General features: G+C 63.3%; 33 protein-coding genes and 2 tRNA genes. 7 read left to right on the top strand and 28 right to left on the bottom strand.

What is annotated here, in order from left to right:
- Positions 1-2: 2 nt before the first annotated feature.
- Genes ACJYUO_RS08935 through ACJYUO_RS08825 form a run of 23 tightly spaced genes read right to left on the bottom strand, consistent with a single transcriptional unit; the run spans position 3 to position 12,592 of the window.
- Positions 3-470 (bottom strand): 50S ribosomal protein L30, encoded by a 468-nt coding sequence (locus ACJYUO_RS08935; protein ID WP_138244168.1) that lies wholly within the window; start codon positions 468-470, stop codon positions 3-5.
- Positions 470-1,126 carry a 30S ribosomal protein S5 gene (locus ACJYUO_RS08930; protein WP_444719321.1) on the bottom strand — a complete coding sequence of 219 codons (657 nt, stop codon included), beginning with the start codon at positions 1,124-1,126 and terminating at the stop codon, positions 470-472. Before ACJYUO_RS08930 ends, ACJYUO_RS08935 begins: the two co-directional genes overlap by 1 nt.
- Positions 1,123-1,671: a 50S ribosomal protein L18 gene (locus ACJYUO_RS08925; RefSeq protein WP_097378336.1), complete on the bottom strand. Its 549-nt coding sequence runs from the start codon at positions 1,669-1,671 to the stop codon at positions 1,123-1,125. Before ACJYUO_RS08925 ends, ACJYUO_RS08930 begins: the two co-directional genes overlap by 4 nt.
- Entirely contained in the window at positions 1,671-2,120 is a 450-nt protein-coding gene (locus ACJYUO_RS08920; protein ID WP_494345033.1) for a 50S ribosomal protein L19e, read from the bottom strand. Before ACJYUO_RS08920 ends, ACJYUO_RS08925 begins: the two co-directional genes overlap by 1 nt.
- On the bottom strand, positions 2,113-2,835 hold the full coding sequence (locus ACJYUO_RS08915) for a 50S ribosomal protein L32e (protein WP_494345032.1): 723 nt from the start codon (positions 2,833-2,835) through the stop codon (positions 2,113-2,115). Before ACJYUO_RS08915 ends, ACJYUO_RS08920 begins: the two co-directional genes overlap by 8 nt.
- 3 nt (positions 2,836-2,838) lie before the next feature.
- Positions 2,839-3,372: a 50S ribosomal protein L6 gene (locus tag ACJYUO_RS08910; RefSeq protein ID WP_006430985.1), complete on the bottom strand. Its 534-nt coding sequence runs from the start codon at positions 3,370-3,372 to the stop codon at positions 2,839-2,841.
- A gap of 2 nt (positions 3,373-3,374) precedes the next feature.
- Entirely contained in the window at positions 3,375-3,767 is a 393-nt protein-coding gene (locus tag ACJYUO_RS08905) for a 30S ribosomal protein S8 (RefSeq protein ID WP_006430984.1), read from the bottom strand.
- Between the two features lies 1 nt (position 3,768).
- Positions 3,769-3,954 (bottom strand): 30S ribosomal protein S14, encoded by a 186-nt coding sequence (locus tag ACJYUO_RS08900; RefSeq protein WP_006430983.1) that lies wholly within the window; start codon positions 3,952-3,954, stop codon positions 3,769-3,771.
- Entirely contained in the window at positions 3,947-4,492 is a 546-nt protein-coding gene (locus ACJYUO_RS08895; protein WP_494345031.1) for a 50S ribosomal protein L5, read from the bottom strand. The genes ACJYUO_RS08900 and ACJYUO_RS08895 overlap by 8 nt, the downstream gene beginning before the upstream one ends.
- The gene (locus tag ACJYUO_RS08890; RefSeq protein WP_494345030.1) at positions 4,489-5,187 is read right to left on the bottom strand and encodes a 30S ribosomal protein S4e; all 699 of its coding nucleotides are present in this window, start codon (positions 5,185-5,187) and stop codon (positions 4,489-4,491) included. The genes ACJYUO_RS08895 and ACJYUO_RS08890 overlap by 4 nt, the downstream gene beginning before the upstream one ends.
- The gene (rplX, locus tag ACJYUO_RS08885; protein ID WP_006430979.1) at positions 5,184-5,540 is read right to left on the bottom strand and encodes a 50S ribosomal protein L24; all 357 of its coding nucleotides are present in this window, start codon (positions 5,538-5,540) and stop codon (positions 5,184-5,186) included. The genes ACJYUO_RS08890 and rplX overlap by 4 nt, the downstream gene beginning before the upstream one ends.
- Positions 5,541-5,542: 2 nt before the next feature.
- The gene (locus ACJYUO_RS08880; protein ID WP_006180012.1) at positions 5,543-5,941 is read right to left on the bottom strand and encodes a 50S ribosomal protein L14; all 399 of its coding nucleotides are present in this window, start codon (positions 5,939-5,941) and stop codon (positions 5,543-5,545) included.
- Entirely contained in the window at positions 5,941-6,378 is a 438-nt protein-coding gene (locus ACJYUO_RS08875; RefSeq protein WP_494345029.1) for a 30S ribosomal protein S17, read from the bottom strand. The genes ACJYUO_RS08880 and ACJYUO_RS08875 overlap by 1 nt, the downstream gene beginning before the upstream one ends.
- Complete coding sequence (locus tag ACJYUO_RS08870) at positions 6,369-6,842, bottom strand: ribonuclease P protein component 1 (protein WP_494345028.1); 474 nt, start codon at positions 6,840-6,842, stop codon at positions 6,369-6,371. Before ACJYUO_RS08870 ends, ACJYUO_RS08875 begins: the two co-directional genes overlap by 10 nt.
- Before the next feature lie 14 nt (positions 6,843-6,856).
- A complete protein-coding gene (gene rpmC / locus ACJYUO_RS08865) occupies positions 6,857-7,087 on the bottom strand; it encodes a 50S ribosomal protein L29 (RefSeq protein ID WP_494345027.1) in 231 nt (76 codons plus the stop codon).
- The gene (locus tag ACJYUO_RS08860) at positions 7,087-8,055 is read right to left on the bottom strand and encodes a 30S ribosomal protein S3 (RefSeq protein WP_494345026.1); all 969 of its coding nucleotides are present in this window, start codon (positions 8,053-8,055) and stop codon (positions 7,087-7,089) included. Before ACJYUO_RS08860 ends, rpmC begins: the two co-directional genes overlap by 1 nt.
- Complete coding sequence (locus tag ACJYUO_RS08855; protein ID WP_006430973.1) at positions 8,055-8,534, bottom strand: 50S ribosomal protein L22; 480 nt, start codon at positions 8,532-8,534, stop codon at positions 8,055-8,057. The genes ACJYUO_RS08860 and ACJYUO_RS08855 overlap by 1 nt, the downstream gene beginning before the upstream one ends.
- A 7-nt stretch (positions 8,535-8,541) precedes the next feature.
- Entirely contained in the window at positions 8,542-8,964 is a 423-nt protein-coding gene (locus ACJYUO_RS08850) for a 30S ribosomal protein S19 (protein ID WP_494345025.1), read from the bottom strand.
- Positions 8,961-9,683, bottom strand: a complete 723-nt coding sequence (locus ACJYUO_RS08845) for a 50S ribosomal protein L2 (RefSeq protein ID WP_494345024.1) — start codon at positions 9,681-9,683, stop codon at positions 8,961-8,963. The genes ACJYUO_RS08850 and ACJYUO_RS08845 overlap by 4 nt, the downstream gene beginning before the upstream one ends.
- 2 nt (positions 9,684-9,685) lie before the next feature.
- On the bottom strand, positions 9,686-9,940 hold the full coding sequence (locus tag ACJYUO_RS08840) for a 50S ribosomal protein L23 (protein ID WP_494345023.1): 255 nt from the start codon (positions 9,938-9,940) through the stop codon (positions 9,686-9,688).
- Positions 9,937-10,689 (bottom strand): 50S ribosomal protein L4, encoded by a 753-nt coding sequence (rpl4p, locus tag ACJYUO_RS08835; protein WP_494345022.1) that lies wholly within the window; start codon positions 10,687-10,689, stop codon positions 9,937-9,939. The genes ACJYUO_RS08840 and rpl4p overlap by 4 nt, the downstream gene beginning before the upstream one ends.
- A 3-nt stretch (positions 10,690-10,692) precedes the next feature.
- Positions 10,693-11,712 carry a 50S ribosomal protein L3 gene (locus tag ACJYUO_RS08830; RefSeq protein WP_138244152.1) on the bottom strand — a complete coding sequence of 340 codons (1,020 nt, stop codon included), beginning with the start codon at positions 11,710-11,712 and terminating at the stop codon, positions 10,693-10,695.
- A 4-nt stretch (positions 11,713-11,716) separates the two neighbouring features.
- Positions 11,717-12,592: a putative RNA uridine N3 methyltransferase gene (locus ACJYUO_RS08825; protein ID WP_494345021.1), complete on the bottom strand. Its 876-nt coding sequence runs from the start codon at positions 12,590-12,592 to the stop codon at positions 11,717-11,719.
- Between the two features lie 300 nt (positions 12,593-12,892).
- Between ACJYUO_RS08825 and ACJYUO_RS08820 the strand changes: the two genes are divergently transcribed.
- Positions 12,893-12,963: transfer RNA gene (locus tag ACJYUO_RS08820), tRNA-Gly, on the top strand.
- Positions 12,964-13,567: 604 nt separating this feature from the next.
- A tRNA-Gly gene (locus ACJYUO_RS08815) sits at positions 13,568-13,638 on the top strand.
- A gap of 141 nt (positions 13,639-13,779) precedes the next feature.
- Here the strand turns inward: ACJYUO_RS08815 and ACJYUO_RS08810 are convergent.
- Entirely contained in the window at positions 13,780-14,670 is an 891-nt protein-coding gene (locus ACJYUO_RS08810) for a glycoside hydrolase family 16 protein (RefSeq protein WP_494345020.1), read from the bottom strand.
- 298 nt (positions 14,671-14,968) lie between these two features.
- Complete coding sequence (locus ACJYUO_RS08805) at positions 14,969-15,415, bottom strand: DUF4112 domain-containing protein (protein WP_494345019.1); 447 nt, start codon at positions 15,413-15,415, stop codon at positions 14,969-14,971.
- A gap of 397 nt (positions 15,416-15,812) precedes the next feature.
- On the opposite strand from ACJYUO_RS08805, the gene ACJYUO_RS08800 reads away from it, so the two are divergent.
- The 4 genes from ACJYUO_RS08800 to ACJYUO_RS08785 all read left to right on the top strand — a co-directional run bounded on the left by ACJYUO_RS08800 (position 15,813) and on the right by ACJYUO_RS08785 (position 18,251).
- The gene (locus ACJYUO_RS08800) at positions 15,813-16,166 is read left to right on the top strand and encodes a HalOD1 output domain-containing protein (RefSeq protein WP_494345018.1); all 354 of its coding nucleotides are present in this window, start codon (positions 15,813-15,815) and stop codon (positions 16,164-16,166) included.
- A 146-nt stretch (positions 16,167-16,312) separates the two neighbouring features.
- Complete coding sequence (locus ACJYUO_RS08795; RefSeq protein WP_494345017.1) at positions 16,313-16,627, top strand: MTH1187 family thiamine-binding protein; 315 nt, start codon at positions 16,313-16,315, stop codon at positions 16,625-16,627.
- A 164-nt stretch (positions 16,628-16,791) separates the two neighbouring features.
- Complete coding sequence (gene mch, locus ACJYUO_RS08790) at positions 16,792-17,724, top strand: methenyltetrahydromethanopterin cyclohydrolase (protein WP_494345016.1); 933 nt, start codon at positions 16,792-16,794, stop codon at positions 17,722-17,724.
- Positions 17,725-17,726: 2 nt separating this feature from the next.
- The gene (locus ACJYUO_RS08785) at positions 17,727-18,251 is read left to right on the top strand and encodes a double winged helix-containing putative transcriptional regulator (RefSeq protein ID WP_494345015.1); all 525 of its coding nucleotides are present in this window, start codon (positions 17,727-17,729) and stop codon (positions 18,249-18,251) included.
- Positions 18,252-18,262: 11 nt separating this feature from the next.
- On the opposite strand, the gene ACJYUO_RS08780 is transcribed toward ACJYUO_RS08785, so the two are convergent.
- From ACJYUO_RS08780 to proC, 3 genes are read right to left on the bottom strand one after another with little or no spacing between them, the layout of a single operon-like run.
- Positions 18,263-19,600 (bottom strand): glutamate-5-semialdehyde dehydrogenase, encoded by a 1,338-nt coding sequence (locus ACJYUO_RS08780; protein ID WP_494345014.1) that lies wholly within the window; start codon positions 19,598-19,600, stop codon positions 18,263-18,265.
- Positions 19,593-20,426, bottom strand: a complete 834-nt coding sequence (proB, locus tag ACJYUO_RS08775) for a glutamate 5-kinase (RefSeq protein ID WP_494345013.1) — start codon at positions 20,424-20,426, stop codon at positions 19,593-19,595. The genes ACJYUO_RS08780 and proB overlap by 8 nt, the downstream gene beginning before the upstream one ends.
- Positions 20,419-21,204: a pyrroline-5-carboxylate reductase gene (gene proC, locus ACJYUO_RS08770; RefSeq protein WP_494345012.1), complete on the bottom strand. Its 786-nt coding sequence runs from the start codon at positions 21,202-21,204 to the stop codon at positions 20,419-20,421. Before proC ends, proB begins: the two co-directional genes overlap by 8 nt.
- A gap of 196 nt (positions 21,205-21,400) precedes the next feature.
- Between proC and ACJYUO_RS08765 the strand changes: the two genes are divergently transcribed.
- Positions 21,401-22,450, top strand: coding sequence for a PAS domain-containing sensor histidine kinase (locus ACJYUO_RS08765; protein WP_494345011.1), 1,050 nt, complete (start codon positions 21,401-21,403; stop codon positions 22,448-22,450).
- Positions 22,451-22,497 lie beyond the last annotated feature (47 nt).

Below are 22,497 nucleotides of genomic sequence, written 5' to 3'. Positions count from 1 at the left end.
TGTTATCGCATCGATTCTAGGAGGTCGTTAATCTCCCCTGTTGTATGCTTTCCGAGTTGGCCGCCCTCAACGGTCGGCTTCTTGATACCCTCGTGACCTCCCCGCGGTGGGTGAAGTCGAAGCGTCGGTGACAGTCCCTCGTCACGAAGTGTCGTCTCCTCGGCGAGGAGGGCCTCGGCGAGATCGCCGAAGCCGTCGTACGCCGTGTTATCGGCGAGCCACTCCTCGTCGACATCCGACTGCTTGCCCTCGAGGGGCTCGGCTCGCTTTGCGAGCAGGGTCTCGAGTACCTCGGCGTCGGGCTCGCCGACGGCGACGTAGTCGTTGACCTTCGCGATCATCCCCTCGTAGGCGTCGGTCTCGGGAACGAGCGTACAGTGGTTGACGTTGTGGATGTTGAGCATCGACAGGGTGTCTTGGACGTCTTCCTGTCGATTCACTTCGCCGCGAATCTGAACGATTGCCTTCATCACTCGCTCACCTCAGCTCGCTCTCGGTCGGGTCGCCGCCGCGGATGGCGCGACTGCGAGGCGTTCTCGAGAGCGTTGTAGGTTGCTTTCGCCAGGTTCACCGTCGTTCGGGTGTTGCCGTGGCTCTTGGTCCAGGCGTTTTCGATTCCGGCCAGTTCGAGGACGTGACGGACGGTGTCACTCGCAGCCAGTCCCAGCCCTTCGGGGGCGGGGATGAGCTCGACCTCGACGGAGCCGGCTTTGCCGGTCGTCCGTCGGGTCAGCGAGTGTGGCCGGTCCGAGCGGTCCTCCCAGGATCCCGAACCGCGGGGGACCTGGATCATGTTCAGCTTCGCGATACCGATCGCCTTCTGGATGGCGGACCCGACCTGATCGTCGCGGCCTTCGGCGTAGCCGATGAATCCGTTTCGGTCACCGACGGCGACGACGCATCGGAACTTCACGCGTCGTCCAGAGTCGGTCATCCGCTGGACCATGTTGATGTCCAGCACTTCGTCTTCCAGTCCGGGAAGGAGCTGGTCGACGAGTTCGGGTTCCTTCAGCGGAAGTCCCGAGTTGAGGGCGGTCTCCATGTCCTCGATTTCGCCCTCTTGGACCTTCCGACCGAGACGGGTGACGGGTTCCCATCCGCTGTCGTTGTAGTTGTTTCCACTCATTCGAGAATCGCCTCTCGTACCTCGTCGAAGTGTTCGGGGAGGTCTGTCGCGTCGAAGTCACCGCTGTACAGCGGCTCGTCGAGCTGTTCTGCGTACTCGGCGATGTGCTCGCCGCGGGTGCGCGACCAGTCTGCGAGCACGCTGTCGTTGTGCGGGATCTCGAGGCCGGCGTCGATTGCGCCTTCCTGTACCGCGAACACCTTGTTGCCGGGCGTGGCCGTGTTGAGACCGATGTCGAGGACCGCTTCCTCGAGACCTGCCTCGACGGCACGTGTGCCGGCCAGCAGGCCGGTCAGATACGCCGCGGAAATGTTGCTCGTGGGTGCGTCCCAGCCGTACTCCGCCAGATCGCTCGAATGTGCGCTTGCGAGCGTCTCGTCTCCCTGAGGTCCGGGAGTGATCAGCTGCGCCGTAGTGTGCTTGTTGCTCTTGCGAGCAACCAGGCGGGGCTTCCCCGATTTCAGCAGGCGCAACCTCTGGTGGTAGTCCGTCCGGACCTCACGGCGACGCCGCATCGGCACTTTGTATCGTGGTCCTGTCGCCATTATTGGTCACCGTAGTTTTCGTCGATGTAGTTCAACAGGTACCGGACGCTACGGAACTCCCCGCCGCCAGCCTTCTTGTAGAGCTCGCGGTACTGCGTGGGCGAGAGTTCGCCCTTGTCGCGGAGTTCGCGCAGCTTCCGTCGCTGTGCTCGAATCTTGTTCTGCCATTCGTCTTTCTCGTCTTGGCGTGCGCCCTTCTTGCCGCGGCGCTTGCCCTGGCCGTTCTGGTGGCCGTAGGCGCGCTTGGCGTTCCGTTCGCGGGCGCGGCCCCGAGAGTTGCCCTTCGCGTCTTCGGCCTGAATGCGACCCTCGTCGACGAGTTCACGGATCTCGTCGCGGGTGATCGCTTCGGCGATGTCGCCTTGGGCGTCGGGATCGAGCCAGACGCGGTTCTGACCGACGTCTAAGACATCGGCTGCCAGTCGCTTCTGTGCGGTCAGATCAGTCATTGGATTCCACCTCGACTTCCTCGTAGGTTGGGTTCAGGACGCGAACGTCCTGCTCTTCGGCGAGCTCCTCGATTCGTTCGCGCTTGCGCGCGCCGACCGAAGAGGAGATTCGGACCGCCTCTCGAGAGCCGTCGACGCCCTCGAGATCGTCCGTGTTCTCGACGTAGACCTCTTCGAAGCCGCTGGGGTGTTTGCCACGGACGGCTTTCGGCGTTCGGAAGCCGGCCTGGACTTTCGGCCCCTTACCCTTGACGCCGCGGCGCTGCTTGGACAACTGGCCGCGGGGTCGTCGCCAGGATTCGGGCGTCCGCTTTTTCTTGTGGTAGTCCTGTCGGTTGAACTGCGGTTTCCCCTCGCTCTTCCGACGGGAAAGGAGTCGCTCCTCTTCCTCGGAGAGGTCGGGCGTCTTTTCGGTCAGCCCGCGGGGCTGCAGTTCGGTTTCGACATCTTCGTCGGGTTCCGCTTCTTCGTCGACGCCTTCGTCTTCGATCTCGGCCTCGGTCTCCTCGGTGACCTCGAGGTCACCGACGTCGGCCTTGATACGAGCGGCGAGTGCGTTCCCGACGCCTTCGGCTTCGGCCAGGTCGTCCTGGTCCGCTTCCTTGACGTCCTGAATGGTCTCGAAGCCAGCATCGCGCAGCGCGTCTGCCTTGCTCGCGCCGACGCCGCTGATGTCTTCGAGTTCCTGTGGGTCGTCCGATTGGTCGTCTGCCATCTATCAGGCACCTCCTTTCGCGGGCTTGGTGGTGATGTAGACCCCGTCCTGGAAGACGCGGGTGTCCTTGCCGCTGACCTTCGTCAGCTGCTCGATGTCGGCCGCCGTCTGGCCGACATCGTCCTTGCTGGGGCCGGAGAGGACGATCTGCTCCTCGTCGACGGTAACCTCAGTCTCACCGTGGATAGTCGTTCGTCGCGGTGCCTTTTCGCCGAGGAAGTTCTCGATGACGACATCGTCGCCGTCCACGCGGACCTGCATCGGGAAGTGAGAGTAGAAGACTTCCATCTCGTACTCCCAGCCCTCGGTCACGCCGTGGAAGGCGTTGGTGATGTGGCTCTCGAAAGTGCCGACGGTCGAATTCGTCTTCGCGTCCTCGGCACCGCTCTCGATTACCACCTGATCGTCGTCGGTTTCGACGGTCACGTCGGGGTACCAGAGACGGCGCGTAACGGCGCCTTCCGGGCCCTCGACGGTCACATCGAAACGGTCGACCTCGACGGATACGTTCTCGGGGATTTCCAGTTCGACTCGCATGATTAGTAGACGTATGCGATCACCTGGCCCCCAATACCCTGGTCGCGCGCTTCGTAGTGGCTCATGATGCCACTGCTCGTCGTGACGACGAGGGCTCCGAAGTCTCGAGCGGGGAGATAGCGCTTCTCCCACTTCTCGAAGTCTTCGGCGCCAGCAGCGTAGCGGGGCTTGATGGGGCCGCACTCGTTGATCGCTCCTTTCAGTTCGACCTCGAACTGACCGGCTTTGCCGTCGTCGACGTACTCGAAGCCGTCGATGTACCCGCGGTCGTAGAAGACCTCGAGTACGCTGCCGATCTCGTTCGAAGCGGGCGTTACCTCGTGGGTAAGATGACCCACACTCTCGGCGTTATCGAGTCCCGAGAGCGCGTTGCTGAGTGGATCGTTCCCGGTCATATTATCGGTACTTCCTGAATCCCATGTCGCGGGCGATCTCGCGGAAGCACTGCCGGCAGAGATTGATGTCGTACTTCCCGACAAGTCCCTGCTCGCGGCCACAGCGCTGGCAGGACTCGGCCTGCCCCGTTCGCTTTGCTGCGTGCTCGCCCGTGCGGTCGTTTTCTTCTGTCTCGCTTTCACTCATCGTCCGTGCCCTCCACGGTCACGTCGAAGTTGGCCTCGAGGAAGCCGATGGCGTCCTCGGGGGTCAGTCGGTGCTTCGAGGGGATCGAACGGGTGGCCTTATCGCGCTTGGCGATGCGGTAGCCCGGACGAACCAGGTTAACGGTGACGTCCAGCCCGTAGATCCCGACGTTCGGGTCGTACTCCTGGCTGGGGAACTCGGTGTGTTCCTCGACACCGAAGCTGAAGTTCCCCGTGTCGTCGAACTGCGCCGACGAGATGTTCGTCAGCGGCAGCGACTTCTCGAGGAACTCGTAGGCGTCCTCGTCGCGAAGGGTGACCTTCGCGCCGATCGGGTCGCCCTGACGAATACCGAAGTCCGGTTCGGTTCGCTTCGCCTGGGTCCGGACGCTTTCCTGACCCGTGACTGCCTCGATGATGTCCTCGGCTTTGCCGAGTTCGCGGCCACCTTGACCGACGCCCATGTGGACGACGACTTTCTCGACGCGCGGTTCGCGCATTTCGTGGAAGTCGGCGCTAGCGTCGCTTTCGCTGCTCATTCGTCGTCACCTCCGGTGAAGTTCTCGTCGATGACGACGACGTACTCTTCGACGGTTTCGAAGCCGCCGTCGTCGGTCGAGACGCCGACGCTGTTCGAGCCGCTGCCCGGGGTAACGTCGATCGCGTCGATCTCGCCGACCTTGCCGCCGTGGTTTCCACGGACGGCCGTCACGAGTGCGCCTTCCTCGTAGGGGAAGTGTGCGACGACGGACTTGTCGTCGTTGTCGATGACGATCGAGTCTTTCGGACTGTAGTCGTCGTCGACGATGACGTTCGTCCCGTCGTGGAGCGTCAGCTGGGTGTCGCCGCCCGACACTTGCTGTTTGCCCGTGATCTTGCCGAGGCGGCTCTGGGCCGCATCCTCGTCAATTTCGGTCAGCGCGAGCCGACCGCCCTCGTCGGGGAAGACGCGGTAGTACTCCCCTCGCTCGGGGAACGCGACGATGTCGAACATGCCGATCGGGCGCTGTTCGTCGTTGATCGCGTCGCCGTTGATGAGGATCGAGTCCTCCGAGAGGGCGTACCGTGCTTCCTTCCGAGAGTCCACGTAACCGAGCACGTCCCGCAGGAGGACGACGAGCGGCACGCCGTCTTCGCCGTGGGGACCGGCGTCGGCCTTGACCGTGAAGGTCTCGGTCTTTCGCTCGACCGGCCAGGACTTCGGTACCGATAGTCGTTTCTGGTGTTTCGTCATTCGCTATCACCTTCGAGACGCGCCTCGCGACGCTCGTCCTCGAGGTCGAGGTCCGTGATGCGGACGTTCGACGGGTCGAGTGGCCGGGGCACTTCCTCGCCGTCGGCCGTCTCGACGGTCACGTCCTCGACGTGGATGGTTCCATCCTCGAGAATCGCGCGGATGACCTCGGCTTCTTCGCCGGCGTGGTCGCCACGCATGACCTCGACCGTGTCGCCCGCGTTGACGCGGGTTCGACGGGTGTCGTACTCCTCACGGAGCTCGTCGGACAGCGTCGCGTGCAGCTGCTTCTGTCGCTGGTGCAGCGGCGCGCGTTCCGTCTGGATTCGCTGTTTGTGTGGTTGTTCAGTCATATCTATACGATCATCGTCGCCGTGCTGGCGATTGCTCCGAAGCGTTCTGCGACTTCGCGGGCGATCGGCCCCTTGATCTCCGTGCCGCGGGGCTCTTCGTTCTCGTCGATGATGACCGCCGCGTTGTCCTCGAACTTCAGTCGGGTGCCGTCGGGCCGGCGGATCGACTTCCGCTGGCGGACGACGACGGCCTCGAGGACCTGTCGGCGCATCTCCGGGGTACCCTTAGTGACCGAGACGGTCACCTTGTCACCGATCCCCGCCTTCGGCTGGCGGTTCTTGGTGCCGTGGTAGCCCGCAACGCTGATGACCTTGAGCTCGCGTGCGCCGGTGTTGTCGGCACACGTGACCAGGGAGCCTTTCTTCAGGCCCTGGGTGACGTCGGCTTTCATTGCCTCCATCACTGATCACCCTCGTCTTCGGCCGCGGCGAAGTCCTCGTCGGAAAGCTCCGGCTCAGGCTCGGCCTGATTCGTGAGCTCGGCGAGGTCCTCCGCGGTCGCTTCTTCGGTTACTTCGACGACCACGTGCGATTTCGTCTTCGACAGTGGTCGGGTCTCTGCGATCTTGACCGTGTCACCGACCGAGAGCGGCTCGAGCACGCCCGGTACGTGTGCCGGGATGCGCGAGCGTCGTTTCATGTGTCGGTCGTACTTCGGGACCGCCACATCGTACTCTCGCTCGACGACTACGGTCTTGTCCATGTCCGTCGAGACGACCGTCCCCTCGAGGATCTGCCCTCGAACGGAGAGTTCGCCGTAGAACGGACACTTCTCGTAGTCGTATTCCTCCGGGTTTGCTGGTTCCGGAGGGGTTTCAACGTCTAGTCCTATTGCCATGGTGAGTCACCACTCGTTTCCGTGCGTCGGGCGGGTCGTGAGAGCAGCCGCGATCCATCGACCGTAACGTAGGCTACGTCTTCGCCAGCGGCGCGACGGCGGTCTCGCGTAGGGCCGTCGTCGCGACAGCCGGCGGCATCACCGCCGGCTCGGTCCGCCGTGGGTGAGGATCGATCCTCGGATCCCCTAGCGGGTTCAGTGTTGGCCAGTTTGGACGCAGTCCCCGAGGACTTCTCGTCCTCGGCGGCGTCATCTGTGATCGCGAACTCGAATACCGAGCCCGACTTCGGCACCATCACGACCCGAGACTCGCCGTCCGTCCGAACCTCTATCGACAGGGTCTTCGTCGTCTCGATGACGACGCGACCCTCTAGACCCACCCGCGAGGAGTCGTCGCTCTCGACGACTCGGACGGGGAGTCCGTTGAGTTCGTGTCGCGGCAGGGTCTCGGGTGTCAGTGCCATTGTGTGTGGGTACGTTATTCCGCTTGCGCTGCGACTTCGTCGTCCAGGTCGCCTTCCTCTCGCTGGATCGTCTTGATCCGCGCGATGGTGCGGCCCAGTTCACCGATGCGGCCCGGATTCTCCGGAGCACCACCGGCGGCGAGGACGGATTTGGCGTTCAGCAGTTCCGTTTCGAGTTCCTCGAGTTCTTCTTCCCGTTCGGCGGGAGTCATGTCGCGGATCTCTTCGACGTGGAGAATCGCCATCAGGCGTCACCTCCCTCGTCTGCGTCTGCTTCGTCCGTCTCCTCGTCTTCCATCTCCTCGACGAGTTCCTCGGCTTCCGCTTCGACGTCTTCCTCGAGTTCCTCGAGTTCTTCTTCGACGTCTTCGTCGCCGCCGGGGACCTCGACCTCGTCGAACTCCTCGTCGGCGTCAGCCTCGACCTCTTCTTCGATGACCTCCTCGACGACGTCCTCGTCGAGGTCGGCATCCTCTTCGGTCTCGACGGTTTCGTCTGCCGCGGCCTCGGCACCGCTATCAGCGGCCTCGGCGTCCTCGGGTTCGCCCTCGAGGAGTTCCTCGACGCCGCCTTCCTCGTTGACCTCGACGGCGTCGGGGACGATCTCTTCGGGGTCCATGTCTTCGCTGACCTCGAAGTCGTCGGGCAGTTCCGCGCCCGGCGGGATGATCTTGACGTCGACACCGATGGTGCCGAGTTTCATGACCGCGACGCCCTGGCCGTGGTCGACAACCGTTTCAGCGGGCTCGCCGTTGTGCTTGATGTAGCCGCGGTTGAACTTCTCGACGCGCGATCGCGCACCGGTGACCTTCCCGGAGAGGACGATCTCCGCGCCGAGCGCGCCAGCTTCCATGATTCGGTCGATCGTCGTGTGACCGGCCTTTCGGAAGTACCAGCCGCGCTCGAGTGCGTTTGCCAGTCGGTCCGCGACGATCCGTGCGTTGAGGTCGGGTTCTTCGACCTCCTGGACGTCGATCTGAGGGTCCTCGAGGTTGAATCGCTCCTCGAGGGCCGTCGTGACCTTCCGGATGTTCTCGCCGCCTTTGCCGATAACCATCCCGGGCTTTTCGGCCTTGAGGACGATCTGGGTTCCCATCGGCGTCTTGGCGACGTCCATACCACCGTAGCCTGCGCGGCCGAGCTCTTCTTGGAAGAACTCGTCGATCTGGGACCGCTGCAGGCCGTTCTCGATGAATTGGTGTTCGTCAGCCATTAGCTATCACCTGCTTCGTCCTCGTCGACTTCTTCGACGACGATCTCGACGTCGACCTGCGGCGTGTTCCACGAGGAGGCTCGCCCCATCGCGCGGGGCTTGCGGCCCACGGACTCGCCGACCTTGTGGGCGGCGACGTGGACGATCTCCATCGACTCGCCGTCGAAGCCCTGATGATCCGCGTTGGCTTCGACGTTCTCGAGCAGATCGAGGAACTCGCCGGAGACCTTCTCCGGGTACTTGCCGGCGTCCCAGCCGTCGACGTCGGAGCGGTGACCCGCGCCGGCGTTGTGGGACTTGAACGGAACCGACTGTACCTCGTCGATCACGTCCTGAAGGTAGGCCTTCGCGTCGCCGACGGTTCGGCCCTTGATCTCGCGTGCGACCTCCTTGCTGTGCTTGTTGCTCATATGACGCTCCCGAAGCATGGCTTTCGCCGTGGCGTCGGGGTCGGCGTCGACTGAGTAGTTGATTCCCATACGATGATCACTTCAGTGGGACGAACTTCGACGATCGGGTCGCGCCGATACCGGCCTGACCGTGCTCGACGGAGGTCCGGGTGAGCCGGAACTCGCCGAGGTAGTGGCCGATCATTTCGGGTTCGACGCGAACGCGCTCGAACGCCTGTCCGTTGTAGACCTCGAAGGTCATGCCAACGAATTCCGGCAGGATCGGCATATCCCGCAGGTGCGTTCGAATCGGGTCGTTCGCCGTCTCTTCTTCGCCCTTGTTGCGGGCCTCCTCGAGAAGCTTCTCCTTCTCGGTGGAGAGACCGCGCTGGATACTTCGCCGCTGTCGTGCGGGTAGCAGTTCCACAACCTCGTCGAGCTCCAGATCCTGCAGCTCCTCGAGCGTGTGGCCGCGGTAGGTGAACTCACCTTCACGGCCGGTTCGGTACTCCTGACTCATTTGTTTCCACCTCGGCCGGTGCTTCGGGACGCGATGTCACCGACCTTCCGTCCCGGCGGGGCGTCCCGCGAGACGGACTTTGGCTTGCCGGGGTGCTGTCGGCCGCCGCCACCGAACGGGTGGTCGACGGCGTTCATCGCGACACCGCGGACGCGAGGCCACTTGGTGCCCCGAGCCTTCATCTTGTGATACTTGTTGCCGGCCTTGACCATCGGCTTCTCCGTTCGGCCGCCGCCGGCGACGACGCCGATGGTGGCGCGACACTGCGGATCGAGGCGCTTGACCTCGCCGCTGGGAAGCTGGATGACCGCCGCGTTGCGGTCGTGCGTGATCAGGTCAGCGTTAGTCCCCGAGGCGCGAGCGAATCGGCCGCCGTCGCCCTGGTTGGCCTCGACGTTACAGACCGGCACTCCTTCGGGAATCTCCGCGAGCGGGAGCGTGTTGCCGGGCTTGATCTCAGCGCTGACACCGACCTGTAGCTCCTCGCCGACGGTGATGCCTTCCGGCGCGAGGATCAGTCGCTGATCCCCGTCTTCGAACTCGACGGCGGCGATCGGCGCGGATCGGGCCGGGTCGTGTTCGATGTCGACGACCGTACCGCGGATAACGTCGTCTTCTTCCTCGTTCTTGTGTTCGAGTTCCGCCTTGTAGCGGTGGGACGGGGCACGGAACGTGGAGGTCCCGCGACCGCGTCGTTGTCCTTGAATGCGTCGTCCCATTCTCAGAACACCCCGATTCGCGAAGCGACTTCCTGTGCGTCGTCGTCCGCAGAGAGGCGGACGATCGCTTTCTTTTTGCCGTTCATCGTTACCTGTGTGTTGATGTTCTCAACCGAGATTTCGAACCGCTCCTCGACCTCGTCCCGAATCTCGGGCTTGGAGGCATCCGGGTTGACGACGAACTGGAGCTTGTTCTCGAAGTCCATGTCGTTCATCGCCTTCTCCGTGACGAGCGGGTGTTCGATGGCCGAGCTCATCGGTCGGCCACCTCCTCGAGTGCGCTCTCGGTCCAGACGGTCAGTCGTCCCGGCTGTGCGCCGGGCGCGAGATCCTCCGCGTTGACCTCTGCGGCGGTCGTCACGTCGGCACCGGCGAGGTTCCGAGCCGCTCGCGACGGGCCGGTCTCGCTCGAGGTGACGAAGAGGATCGACGTCGGCGTCTTGTACTTCCGGCCGCGGGCTTTCCCTTGACCGGAGCGGACGCTGCGACCCTCGTCGGCGCGTTCGATGTCGTCCGCGAGGCCGGCTGCCTCGAGGAACTCGACGACTTCCTGTGTCTTGTGGAGGTCCTCGAACTCGTCGTCGACGACGACGGGGATCTCGGCGTCTTCGTCGAACTCGTGGCCGCGCTCGGCGACGAGTTCGGCGTCGGTCGTCGCAGCGATCGCGCTGCGGACGGCCAGTTTCTTTGCTTTCGTGTTGATCGATTCGGACTGGTCCTTCTCGGCTTTCGGCGGGTGTGCCTTTCGTCCCTTAACGGCCTGGGGGACGCGGCGTGCGCGACCCTCCTGTCGTGGGACGTGGGCCATACCGCGGCCGCTGCCGAACGATTCGGCCGGCGTTCGGAGGCCGGCGAACTCGTCGGAGCCGTAGTCCTGTTTTCGGTTTGCCTGCGCGGCGCGCACGGCGCGGCCGATCAAGTCCGGGCGGTAGTTGGTCTCGAAGACCGCCGGGAGCTCGACCGTGCCCGCGTCCGAGCCGTCCAGGTTTCGTACTGTTGCGTCCATGTGTTATCCCTGGTTGGATGCGGTGGAGACATAGCGCACCTCGGGGTCGAGGCGCGGCTGGTCTCCGGGTCGGATCGCCGGACGGAAGCGCACGAGGCGCTGTTGTGGTCCGGGGAGCGAGCCCTTGATCAGCGCGTGCGGCCCGTCGACTTCGCCGTAGTTGACGAAGCCGCCGTCGACCGTCGCGTCTGCGCCGTCGCCGATGTCGACGAGGCGCTTGTTCAGTTCCGTCCGCTGATGGTAGCCCATCTGGCCCTGCTGGGGAACCGTCGACCGAACGCGGGACGGGTTCCATGGGCCGAGGTTACCGATGCGGCGACGCCAGCCCTGCCGGGCGTGCTTGCCCTTGCGTTTCTGGACGCCCCATCGCTTGACGGGACCCTGGGTCCCTTTCCCTTTCGTGACGCCGCTTGCGTCGACGTACTCGCCAGCTCGGAACACGTCGTTCATGACGTGTTCGCCACCGTCTGCGACGGTCTCGAGGGCGAATTCGACGCGGTCGTCGACGGAGCCGCCGCCGACGCGCGTTTCCATCACGTCCGGTTTCTTCTTGGGCACCGAGGGAACGTCCCCCGGAACCGTGTGGGTGATGACGCGGACATCGTCGACGCGACCCTCCTCGAGGAGGCCCCGAAGTTCGTCTTCGGAGGCGTCGGTGTCGTAGTCGTCACCGGGAAGGTCGAGAACGCGATCGAGTTCGGGAACGAACTCGTCGGTCCAGACCTCGGTTATCGGCTTCATACCGTACGGCGTGTCTTCGTATGCTCGCAGTGCGACGGCGCGCATCGGCGGCGTCTCCACGATCGTCACGGGGACGGTCTCTTCCATCCCTTCGGTCGGCGAGTTCGCTTTATCGTCGACCATGACGACGTGGGTCATGCCGGCCTTGTAGCCCGCGAAGCCCTGGAGCGTCGGCTGTCCGTCAGTGTCCGGCCACGAGTTAAAGCGTGGGACCTCGCTGGTCGCACGCTTTCGTGGGCCGAACCCGAGTGAGCCTTTGCGTGGTGTATTTGCTTGTGGCATTCTATCACTCTCTCAGTGAGAGGGGCGCGAGGGTCGCGAACAGAGCCTCCTCCGTTCGGACGACCTCGCTTCCCTGATCCGGAACCGTGTTTAGCCAGAGGTCGAACCCCGGATCGGCAGTGGGTTCGACTCGGTTATCGGCCGCGTCGCCTTGTCCCGACGACGCTTCGATGGCCGATTCCTCGATTCCGAGGATAGCTGGCAGCCCTCTCTCGGGCGCGCCGAAGGCGACGGTCATCCCGTCGCGCTTGGTGCGTCCGGCCAGCGTCTCGAGCCGCCCGACGGTGAGATGCTCACCGAATCGGGAGGCTGCGATACGAACGCCGGCGTCCTCACGGCCGAGTGCTGCCCGCAGGTCCGTCTGCTCGATCGAAAGCCCCGGAAGGGGTTCATCGACGAGCTTCGCCCGGACCGGTCGTCGCGAAGAGATCCTGACGGTCACGCGCTCCCCCTCCTCGACCGCCATTTTCGGCGGTACGTTGAGGGAGATCGGGTGTTGCAGTCCGCAATTGACCCGGACGCGCCCTTCAGGTCCGACCTCGGTCACGATTCCTTGTCTTGACGACCCCGAACCGGTAGATTCGGAGCCGGTCTGTGACATGGCGCGGAGCGGCGGCAAGACGCCCGCGTACTCCAGTTCGTCCCGCATCCCCCACGCCTCGTTGCGGAGGTAGGGGGGCGTTGCGGCGTATCGCAGTACGGTGCTTACGAACCCGCCGTCAAACTGCCCGGTCTCCCCATCCCGATCGGGATAGACGACCAGGCGATCAGCACGGAAGATCGTCGCCGCGCGGGCGACGTATCCGAGTTTGCGAGTTGCCTCGCGTTTGTCCTCGGCTTCTCGGCTGAGCGACGACGGCACGAGTACGCTGACAGTCATGCCGAAACGCTTCGGCGCCGCGTCACTAGACTGTAGCGATGTATTGCGGAGAGGGTCTTAAAAGAATAGCGGATTCGATTCCGGCTGTCAACGGCTCACACCCTCGAATTCGTGCCGAACGGACACACACTCAGTCACGATAACTAGTCACAGTCAGTCGCGATTTATCCGGATGAAATTGCTGCAAGAGACTCGATCGACAGATCGTCGGGTCGAAAATCGCCATGCGTAGGCATGCCGAAGCTCCGCGGATTCGCAACCCTTATACATCTATCCGGCAGTAGGTATGAGTGCAACAGGGCGCTGGTAGTGTAGTGGTATCACGTGACCTTGCCATGGTCACAACCTGGGTTCAAATCCCAGCCAGCGCACTTTTACGGTGAACAACTTCGGCGAGCACTGCGTATCGTGTGCTCGCCATCCGTGAGCCGTAACGTCGTACTGGGTTTGAACGAGAGAGGACGCAGCCCGCACAGCGAACGGAGTGAGCGAGCAGGACCGTCTTCGCGTTGTTCAAATCCCAGCCAGCGCATTTCTCTCAACACCACATCACGAGCGTTGCGTAGCAACGCGAGTAATCGTGTTGAGAGAAATCATACCGGGTTTGAATCAGGCCAGTCGAGCGCAGCGAACGAGTACGTCTGGCCGTGGTTCAAATCACAGCCAGCGCACTTCTCTAATTTCAACTCCACAAACGGTCGCAGTAGCGTAGTGCGACCTCCTAGCGAATTCAGGAAGCTGTTCTGGATCTGAACGAGAGAAGTCCGGACTGCTTTCGACCAGCAAACTTCTCGAAGCCGGTATTCTCGAGTCCACACCAGCGACGGTATGAGACGCCGGAGCTGATGGAACGAGAGGGTATCCGCTAGAAGACTGAACAGTGTCGTCTCTTTGACTTCTAGTCATCGGTTCGTTATGTATAAATAGATGAGGGGCAACCGTCTATTTGCACTCGCGAATGAGTGGCGGTCGAACGCGCTGGTAGTGTAGTGGTATCACGTGACCTTGCCATGGTCACAACCTGGGTTCAAATCCCAGCCAGCGCACTTTTACGGCGAACAACTTCGGCGAGCACCGCGTATCGTGTGCTCGCCATCCGTGAGCGACGGGAATCGTCCAGGGATTTGAATCAGGGACCATTGCGCCGACCGTGGTCCAAATCCCGGCCAGTGCGACTCGAGTGAGGCCTACGCCGAGGTCTCCCAGACGCGACACCAGTCAACGACGGTCTCCTCCTCCCAGGGCTGTGAGAGATCGGCGGAGCCGATCCGGTTCACGTGGTTGCTGAACATGAGGTAAAACGGTGCCCCATTGTTCGCCGTCGCCAGCGCGTCCGCCACGTCGACTGTGCCGACGTGTTCGCCGTTGAAATAAAAGGAGATCCCGTCCTCGAGCCAGGCACAGCCGAAGACGTTGAACGACTCGGTGAGCGGCTGTTCCGCGTTGTGTACGATCGGTGACTGACTGTGGCTGGCCCCGTCGCCGACCTGATTGGCGTAGTGGACGTTGTAGTGTGCCTGCGTGAGGTCCGCATCGCCGTCTTGGAAGAGTTCGATGAAGTCGAGTTCGGGCGGCCACAGATCCGAGTTCGGTTTCGCCCAGAAAGCCGGCAAGACCCCCTGTCGTGCCGGCAGTTTCATGCGGGCTTCGAAGTAGTGGCCCGGCCCGAACGTCCGGCGATCCTTCGTATTAATCGCTCCTTGGAAGACATCGGAAGCGCCGCCACCGCCGTGGGTAATCTTGAGTCGCAGGGCATCGTCGACGACAACGTTGTTCTCGCTGACGGTGGCATCGTCGTTGTCACAGTCGGTTCCCCATCCGAAGCCGATTTCCCAGCGATCCTCGTCGAGAGAGGTGCCATCGAACGGTTCGTCGAGCGCCAGAGACCAGTCGCGGGACTCCAACGGCGAGGTTCCCGTCTCCGCCTTCGCAGATCGACTGCCGAGAGACAGTCCCCCGAGTACGGTTGCTGCACCGACAGCCGTCGATTGGAGCAACTGTCGTCGTCCGACTCGCGATGTATCGGTATCCGTTGCAGCATCGGAAACATCCTGTTTCTCCGCTCGGTAAGTCGCCATTAGACGATTGGACCGAGGCAATGATCTATTATGAACCTTTTTGTATGCTATATCGGAGAGAAATTTATATGAATAACGGCTGGTTCGCTCATGGAAAAGAAGATGACTGAAACGAGTCGTGACCGAAAAACGTGCTCCGACCCGAGACACCGAGTCAACGGTCGGGTTCGATCCGCAGTAACTAGTTCAGCGAGAGAGACCCTTCTGAGGAACTCGATTCGACCGCCCACCGAGAATACCAGTTCGCGGTCCGAATGGAGTGTTCGGTCGATACCCCGACGCTGAAGCTCGTACCGTATTACTCGATCGTGACAGTCTTCGGTTCGGCGTCTGCCTGTCCGTCAGCTTCGGCGAGGTCCTCAAGAGCGAGCCGTAGATTCCATTTGTTCGACTTCCAGAAGGCGTCGAAGACCACGCCGAGAACGGGGACCGAACCGCCCAGCGTGTCGACGCCGATATTCGCGAGCATGCGGAGCAACGTCGACTGGGAGACCCCCATGCGGGCGGCTTCGGCGACGATGTACAGCGAGACGACCGCCGTGACGGTGTCCCCAGCCCCGGGGAGAATGCCGACAATCGGATCGATCCCGAACTTGAAATCGGTCCCCGGGAGTCGGACCCCCTCGTCGAGGGTGCGAGCGACCGTTTGCATGCGCTCGATCGCCCCCTCGTCGACAGTCGCGGGAAGGTCGTCCTCGAATTTTTCGAGTTCCGAACTGATGTCGTCGGGCGAGTCAGCTGCCATAGTCTCTTCAGAGCGCGTGCGTAGATAAGACACCGGGCGGCCGTAGCAAGCGACAGGAGAGTGAAATCGCCTGCTGTAACCAGTCTTTGTTGACTCGAGTCACTCGAGAGCGAGAGCCACGACCGCGAGCGGTGGTCGTATACGACAGGCACGAACATATTATGGCGTCGGGGCCAGGGACGGCAATCACGGATTGACACACACAAAGTCCATATTGTCGTGAATGGATGCGGCCGACAATGGAACCGAGCTCGGTGAAGTCCGCCACAAGTAGTATTTCACATTCGATACTCATACGAGAGACTATTTCACGTATGACTACTGTTGGCGGTGACGAGTGGCTTTTATACCACGAGTAACTACAGACCAATACACGATTGAGCGATCAGATTTAGCAATGCAGACCGAACTCCCACCCGCAGACGGCACGGCCGACCTCGAGTACGACCAGCCAAACGACCGCTACGTCTTCCACCACGACCCCGACGGCACCGCGACGATCACGACGACGATCGTCCACGCCATCGCGTCGATCGCGGATACAGACGTTTCACAGGGGGAATTCTCCCTCTACGATAGCGTCGACCCGGACGCGCTCGACCGCATCTTCAGCAAAAAGGCCGACGGCACCGAGCGAACGGGCGGCCACATCGCCTTTACGGCTCTCGAACACGAGGTGTACGTCTACGCCAACGGAGACGTCATCATCTACCCGCCCGCGCAGACGCCCCGAACGCCCACCACGAACTGACCCGTGACCGCACGCGGTCGCAGTCTTGCAGTCAGCACTGATCGTTTTTCGCGCGAACACATCCCCGCGAGCGGTGCGGCCAGCCGTCGCTCGCGGAGTCGCCGGATGGCACGGCTTTAGGTCCCCGTCTCCCGTGAGTGAGCGGTATGACGGTAGTCGCGCTACTGAGCGTCGCACCGGTGATCGAGGACAGTATGGCCGGCGAGGTCGCGAAAGCAGTCGACGCACTCGAGGAGTACGACGTCACCTACGAGACGAACCCGATGGGCACAGTGATCGAAGCCGAGACGACGGACGAACTCTTTTCGGCCGCGCAGGCGGCCCACGACGCCGTCGATGCCGACCGCGTGAGTACAGTGTTGAAAATCGACGACAAGCGGACTCGAGACCTCGAGGCATCGGCGAAAGTGACGGCAGTCGAGGAGGAACTCGGACGCTCGGCGACGAACCGCGAGGAGTGACTGCACGACGCCTGTGGCTGTATTCCCGTCGAGGGTCGCGGACATCGTTGGCGAGAACGATCGAGGACGTGGGCTGTACTGCCGACGCGGAAGTCTGCCCTCGTCAGACACCGGTCAGACACGAACTGCCAAACGGTTTTACCACGGAGGGTGAATCCGGTCGCATGGAAAGTCTCAATCGAATGGCGATCGAGCTGGTCGACGAGGCCCTCGATTACGCTGAGGAGTTGAACATCGGGGGCTACGACCTCGAGAACGAATCGACGGTCCTCGACTTCGGGCTCGAGTTCGACGGCGGGATCGAGGCCGGGCTCTTGCTGACGGAGATCCAGACGGCGGGGATGGCGACGCCGAGCTACGAGTTGGGTGAAATCGGCGATGCGTCGGTTCCGTACGTCGAACTGTCGACGGATCAGCCGGCCCTCTCGCTGCTGTGCTCCCAGAAGGCGGGCTGGGAAGTGATGACAGAAGACTTCGAAGGGCTCGGGAGCGGGCCCGCGCGTGCGCTGGTGGCCGAAGAGGACGAGTTCCGCCGCATCGGCTACACCGACGCCTTCGATCTGACGGCGCTGGCCGTCGAGACCGAGATGGACCCGACCGAAGCCGTGGCCGAACACGTCGCCGACCGCGCCGAGGTCGAGACGAGCAGCGTCTTCCTGCTGGCCTATCCGACGGCGAGCATCGCCGGAAGCATCACGAACGCCGCTCGCGCGGCCGAACTCGCGACGTTCCGGCTCGCGGAACTGGGTTACGATCCCCTCGACATCGTCTCGGCGACGGGCCGCGCACCGGTCGCGCCCGTCGCGGGCGACGAGCGGACGGCGATCGCCCGCACCAACGACGCGATCGCCTACGGCGGGCGCGCACACCTCACCGTTCGGGAGGACGCCGATATCTTCGATTCGGTGCCGTCGACGGCCGCCGAGGACCACGGCCGACCGTTCGGCGAGGTCTTCGACGACCTCGACTGGGACTTCGCGGAGGTGCCGTCGGACCTCTTTGCACCCGCAGCAGTAACGATCGACGTGATCGGCGGCCCGACCTACGTCCACGGCGAAACGGACGAGGAACTGCTCGTCGACTCCTTCGAACTGTAATCGTGCAGTTCAAGCCGGTACCTGAACCGCCCACCGACATCGCGCTTCTCGAGGCGGTCCGGCGAGCCCTCCCCGCTGACGCCGGCGAGATCGACGACTGCTGTCAGCACCTCATCGACGAAACGCCCCTCGAGACCCGCGACGAGGCGGCGACGTGGCTCACCTTTTTGCGCGCACTCGAACTCGCGGCCGAAGAGCCCGCCGGCTTTCGCCGCCGTGGCCCGGCCTCGAGTGACAACGCTGAGTCGCCGGCTCTCGACCGGGATCGACTCGCACGGGCGTTTCGAGACCGCGTGTACGGGGCCGACGCGGCGCTGGCCGTCCTCGATCGCGCGGACGACCCGCTGACCGCCGAGGCGGTCGCCGACGCACTAGCCGACGAACGGCCGAATAGCGAGCGCCGCTCCCGCCGGAATCGAGTTTCGGAGGATCGGGTCGAACAGCTCCTCGAGTGGGCCGTATTGTTCGGGGTGGCCGACCGAGTCGAAAACGAGTATCGGCTCGCGCCCGTGCGTGAGAAGAAATAGATCGGAAACCGCTACTCGTCGGACAGCCGGCCGGGGTTCCACTCGCCGTCGAACTCTCGGTGGGTGAACGGCGCTGCGTCCTCGCCGGCGTAGGTGGCGACGAGGTGGCCGTCGCCCTCGAGGTGGTACTTGTAGGTCGTCAGTCCCTCGAGACCGACGGGGCCGCGGGCGTGGATCTTGCCCGTGCTGATGCCGACCTCGGCACCGAGACCGAACCGGTAGCCGTCGGCAAAGCGGGTCGAGGCGTTGTGGAAGACGCTCGCGGAGTCGAGGCTGCGCATGAACGCGCTCGCGCGGTCTTCGTCCTCGGTCACGATCGACTCGGTGTGTTTCGAGCCGTGGGCGGTGACGTGATCGATCGCCGCCTCGAGCGAGTCGACCACCGTGATCGAGACGATCAGGTCGCCGTACTCGGTGTCCCAGTCGGCCTCCGTCGCGGCCTCGACGTCGACGATATCGCGCGTGGCCTCGTCACCCCGAATTTCGACGTCGGCGCTCTCGTAGCGGTCCGCGATCGCCGGCAGGAACGTCTCGGCGATGTCCTCGTGGACTAGCAGCGTCTCGACCGCGTTGCACACTGCGGGGTACTGGACTTTGGCGTCGAACGCGATGTCCTCGGCCATCGAGAGATCCGCCTCGTCGTCGACGTAGACGTGACAGATTCCTTCAGTGTGGCCCAGGACGGGAATGCTCGTGTTGTCCTGAATGTAGCTCACGAACGCGGAGCTTCCACGGGGCATGAGGAGGTCGATCGCATCGTCCATCTCGAGGAGTGCGTCGACGTCCTCGCGGGCTTCGATGTGCTGGGCCCAGCCGTCAGGGATGCCGGCGTCGGCCGCGGCCTCTTCGATGATCTCGAAGAGGATGCGATTCGAGTGCAGCGCCTCGCTGCCACCTTTCAGGATAACCGCGTTCCCGGATTTCAGGCCGAGCGCGGCGATCTGGACGAGCGCGTCGGGGCGGGATTCGAAGACCGTTCCGACGACGCCGATCGGGACGGCGACCTTGTAGAGTTCGAGGCCCTCGTCGAGCTCTCTGGCCGAGAGCGTCTTCCCGAGGGGGTCGTCCTGTTCGGCAACGCTGCGGACCATCTCGGCGATGTCCTCGATCTTCGATTCGGAGAGTTTGAGCCGGTCGACCAGCGCCTGCGTGTACTCGCCGTCCTCGAGCAGTCGCTCGCCTTCCTCGACGTCCGTCTCGTTTTCCGTGAGGATCTCGTCCGTGCGGGCTTCGATCGCGTCGGCGATCTCGTGGAGCGCTGCGCTCCGCTCCTCGTCTCCCAGTTTGGCGAGCTCGAGGGCCGCGGTCTGTGCCTCGTCAACGTCTCGTTCGATATCGGTCTCAGTCATCGCTCCCACCGTTGATGGGGAGGAATATGGTTCCCACGGGCTTGGCAGTAGCGATCTTCTCGAGCACCTCGGGCTCCGTCGACTTCGCGATGTAGGCCGGAATACCGTGCTCGCTAACGTCGCGTGCACCCTCGACTTTCGTCTGGATGCCGCCGAACCCCTCGGACGTGCTCTCGGAGATGATCTCCTGGACCGTGTCGTAGTTCGTCCCAACCGCCTCGATGCGCTCGGCGTCGTCGTCTTCCTTCGGATTGCCGGTGTAGACGCCGCCGACGTCGGTCAGCGTCACTAACAGATCGGCGTCGACGCCCATCGTCGTCGCCGCCGAGAGCATGTCGTTGTCGCCGATCCGAATCTCCTCGGTCGCGACGGCGTCGTTCTCGTTGATGATCGGGACGACGCCCCAATCCAGCAGCGTCTCAATCGTGTTCCGGAGGTTCGTGAATCGCTCCGGGTTCTCGAGGTCGTGCTGGGTCAAGAGGAGTTGAGCGACCTTCCGGTCGTAGCGGTCGAAGCTCTCGGTGTAGCGGTGCATGAGGAGGCTCTGGCCGACGGTCGACAGGGCCTGGGACTCCTCGACGGTCCCGCTCGACTGTTCGATCCGGCCCGTGCCGGCCCCGATCGAGCCCGAGGAGACGAGGATGACCTCTTTGTCGCGGGAGAGCAGGTCCTCGATGTCGTCGACCAGTTTGTCGAGTTTCCCGTCGTCGAGGTTGGAGTCCTCGTCGGTCAGAGAGTTCGTCCCGGCCTTGACGATCACGCGGTCTGCGTCGGCGGCCAGCTGCCGCGTCTCCGCGACGGCGGCGTCTGTCAGTCCCTTACTCATCGTCCTCACTGCCGAATTCGGCCGCGAGTTCTTCCGAGCGCTCTTCGGCCGCCGCAACCGCCGCGGCGACCTCCGCATCGGCGTCGCTGTCCCAGAGGACCTCCATCCCTTCGATGGTCGTCCCGTTAGGCGAGCAGACGGCGTCGATCAGTTCGTCGACGCTCTGCTCCGAACGAAGAACTGTCTCGGCGGCCCCCTTGAACGTCTGTGCGGCCAGCGTCTCGGCATCCTCGGCCTCGAGGCCACCCTCGACGCCCGCGTCGGCCATCGCTTGAATGAGATAGAAGACGAAGGCCGGGCCGCTCCCGTTGACCGCGGTCGCGATGTCCATCTTCGCCTCGTCGATTTCGGCGAACTCGCCGACGTCGTCGAGCAGTTCGCGTACCTCGTCGGTGACGCCGTCGGCGGTCACGGCCGCGGCCATATCGCCCGTCTCGGCGGCGAGGTTCGGCATGATCCGGACGACGTTCGCGTCGGTCCGCGCGTCGACGTAGTCCGTGGAGACGCCGGCGGCGATAGAGAGAAGCGTCTGATCCGGCGAGAGTTCGAGATCCGAAAGCACCGCACCGACGATATCCGGTTTCACCGCGACGATCACGACGTCGGCATCGGACGCTTCGGAGACGTCCGATGTCGTGTGGTCGACGTAATCTGCGACCGACTCGAGTGCGTCGGGATCGAGGTCACACGCGGTCACCGTGTGCTTCCCCGATCGATGGAGGCCCTTGATCAGGGCGCTCCCCATGTTGCCACAACCGATAACGCTCGTCTGTACCATCTTATCTAGTCTGTGGTACCGAGGCGGACATACCAACTTTGGTTTCGATCGGATCGACGGACTCGAGCGAAACCGGGTTTCGGACTGCCGAACGGTGACTCCTAACGTATTCCTGTGGTGTCCCCACAGGACCATATCGATATATAGGACTCCTAGTAACAGACAGGGTCGGTCCCGTCAGTTCTGGGGACGAGCGATGTCGGAACACGCCGAGGTCGGGTTGCCCGCGGAGTACGATCGTCTCGCCGTCGGAGTCGTGCTGTACGATCCGTCGACGGGCAAAGTACGGGACGCAAACGCCGAGTCAGAATCGCTGTTCGGATACGCGACCGACGAGCTACGGACGATGTCCGCCGACGAGTACAGCGCGAACACGTACTCGTTTTCGGGGGCGGAACTCGTCGACCGAATACGCGCGGCCGCCGAGGGGACACCACAGCAGTTCAAGTGGCGCGTCAAGCGCACGGACGGGGAACTTATCTGGGTCCGGTTTCATCTCTCCCAGCGGAAGTCGGGCGAACAAACGTCCGTTCTCGCCGAGGTCCACGACATTACCGATTACTACACCGCGAGCCGCCGGCTAGGGTTGTTCTCGCGGATCCTTCGACACAACCTGCGAAACGAGGGGAACGTGATCGCCGGCCACGCCCGACAGATCGAGACCGCCGCAGAGACCGAATCGGTACGTGAGACCGCACGAACGATCCGAGCGGCAGCGACCGATCTCGGCGCGATCACCGAGTCGGTCAGAGAAATCGAGCGAGCGACGACGGCCGACGACGAACGCCCCTCCTATCGAAATGCCGCCAACGTGGTGCGACCCGTCGCCGACGAGTTCCGAGCCGAGTATCCGAGCGCGGAGATCACGGTCGACGAACGTAGTTCGATGGGGATCCGCGCCGACAGCGGATTCACCGACGCGCTCGCCCACGCCGTCGAAAACGCGATCGTCCACAACGACGACCCGGCCCCGCGCGTCGGGATAACCATCGACTCGTCGCCCAACACCGGTCGCGTCGAAATCCGAATCGCCGATTCCGCCCGCCCGATCCCGGCCGTCGAAACCGACGCGCTCGACGAGTTCACCGAGGTGACCAGTACGTCCCACGGCTCCGGCGTGGGACTCTTCGTGATGAAGTGGTGTATCGAGTCACTCGGCGGGGAACTTGCGTTCGAGACGGGCGCCGACGGCAACGTGGTCTATTTCTATCTCCCGCCGAAGGAGCCGCCGGATTCCGGTGGGTAGCGGTCTCGTTACCGCCCTCATCGCCCGCAGCTACTCGGTCAGGTGTC

This window comes from Natrinema sp. CRL1 (assembly GCF_059162405.1).
Note: the sequence above shows the minus strand (reverse complement) of the source record. Positions and strands in the feature narration are given on the sequence as shown.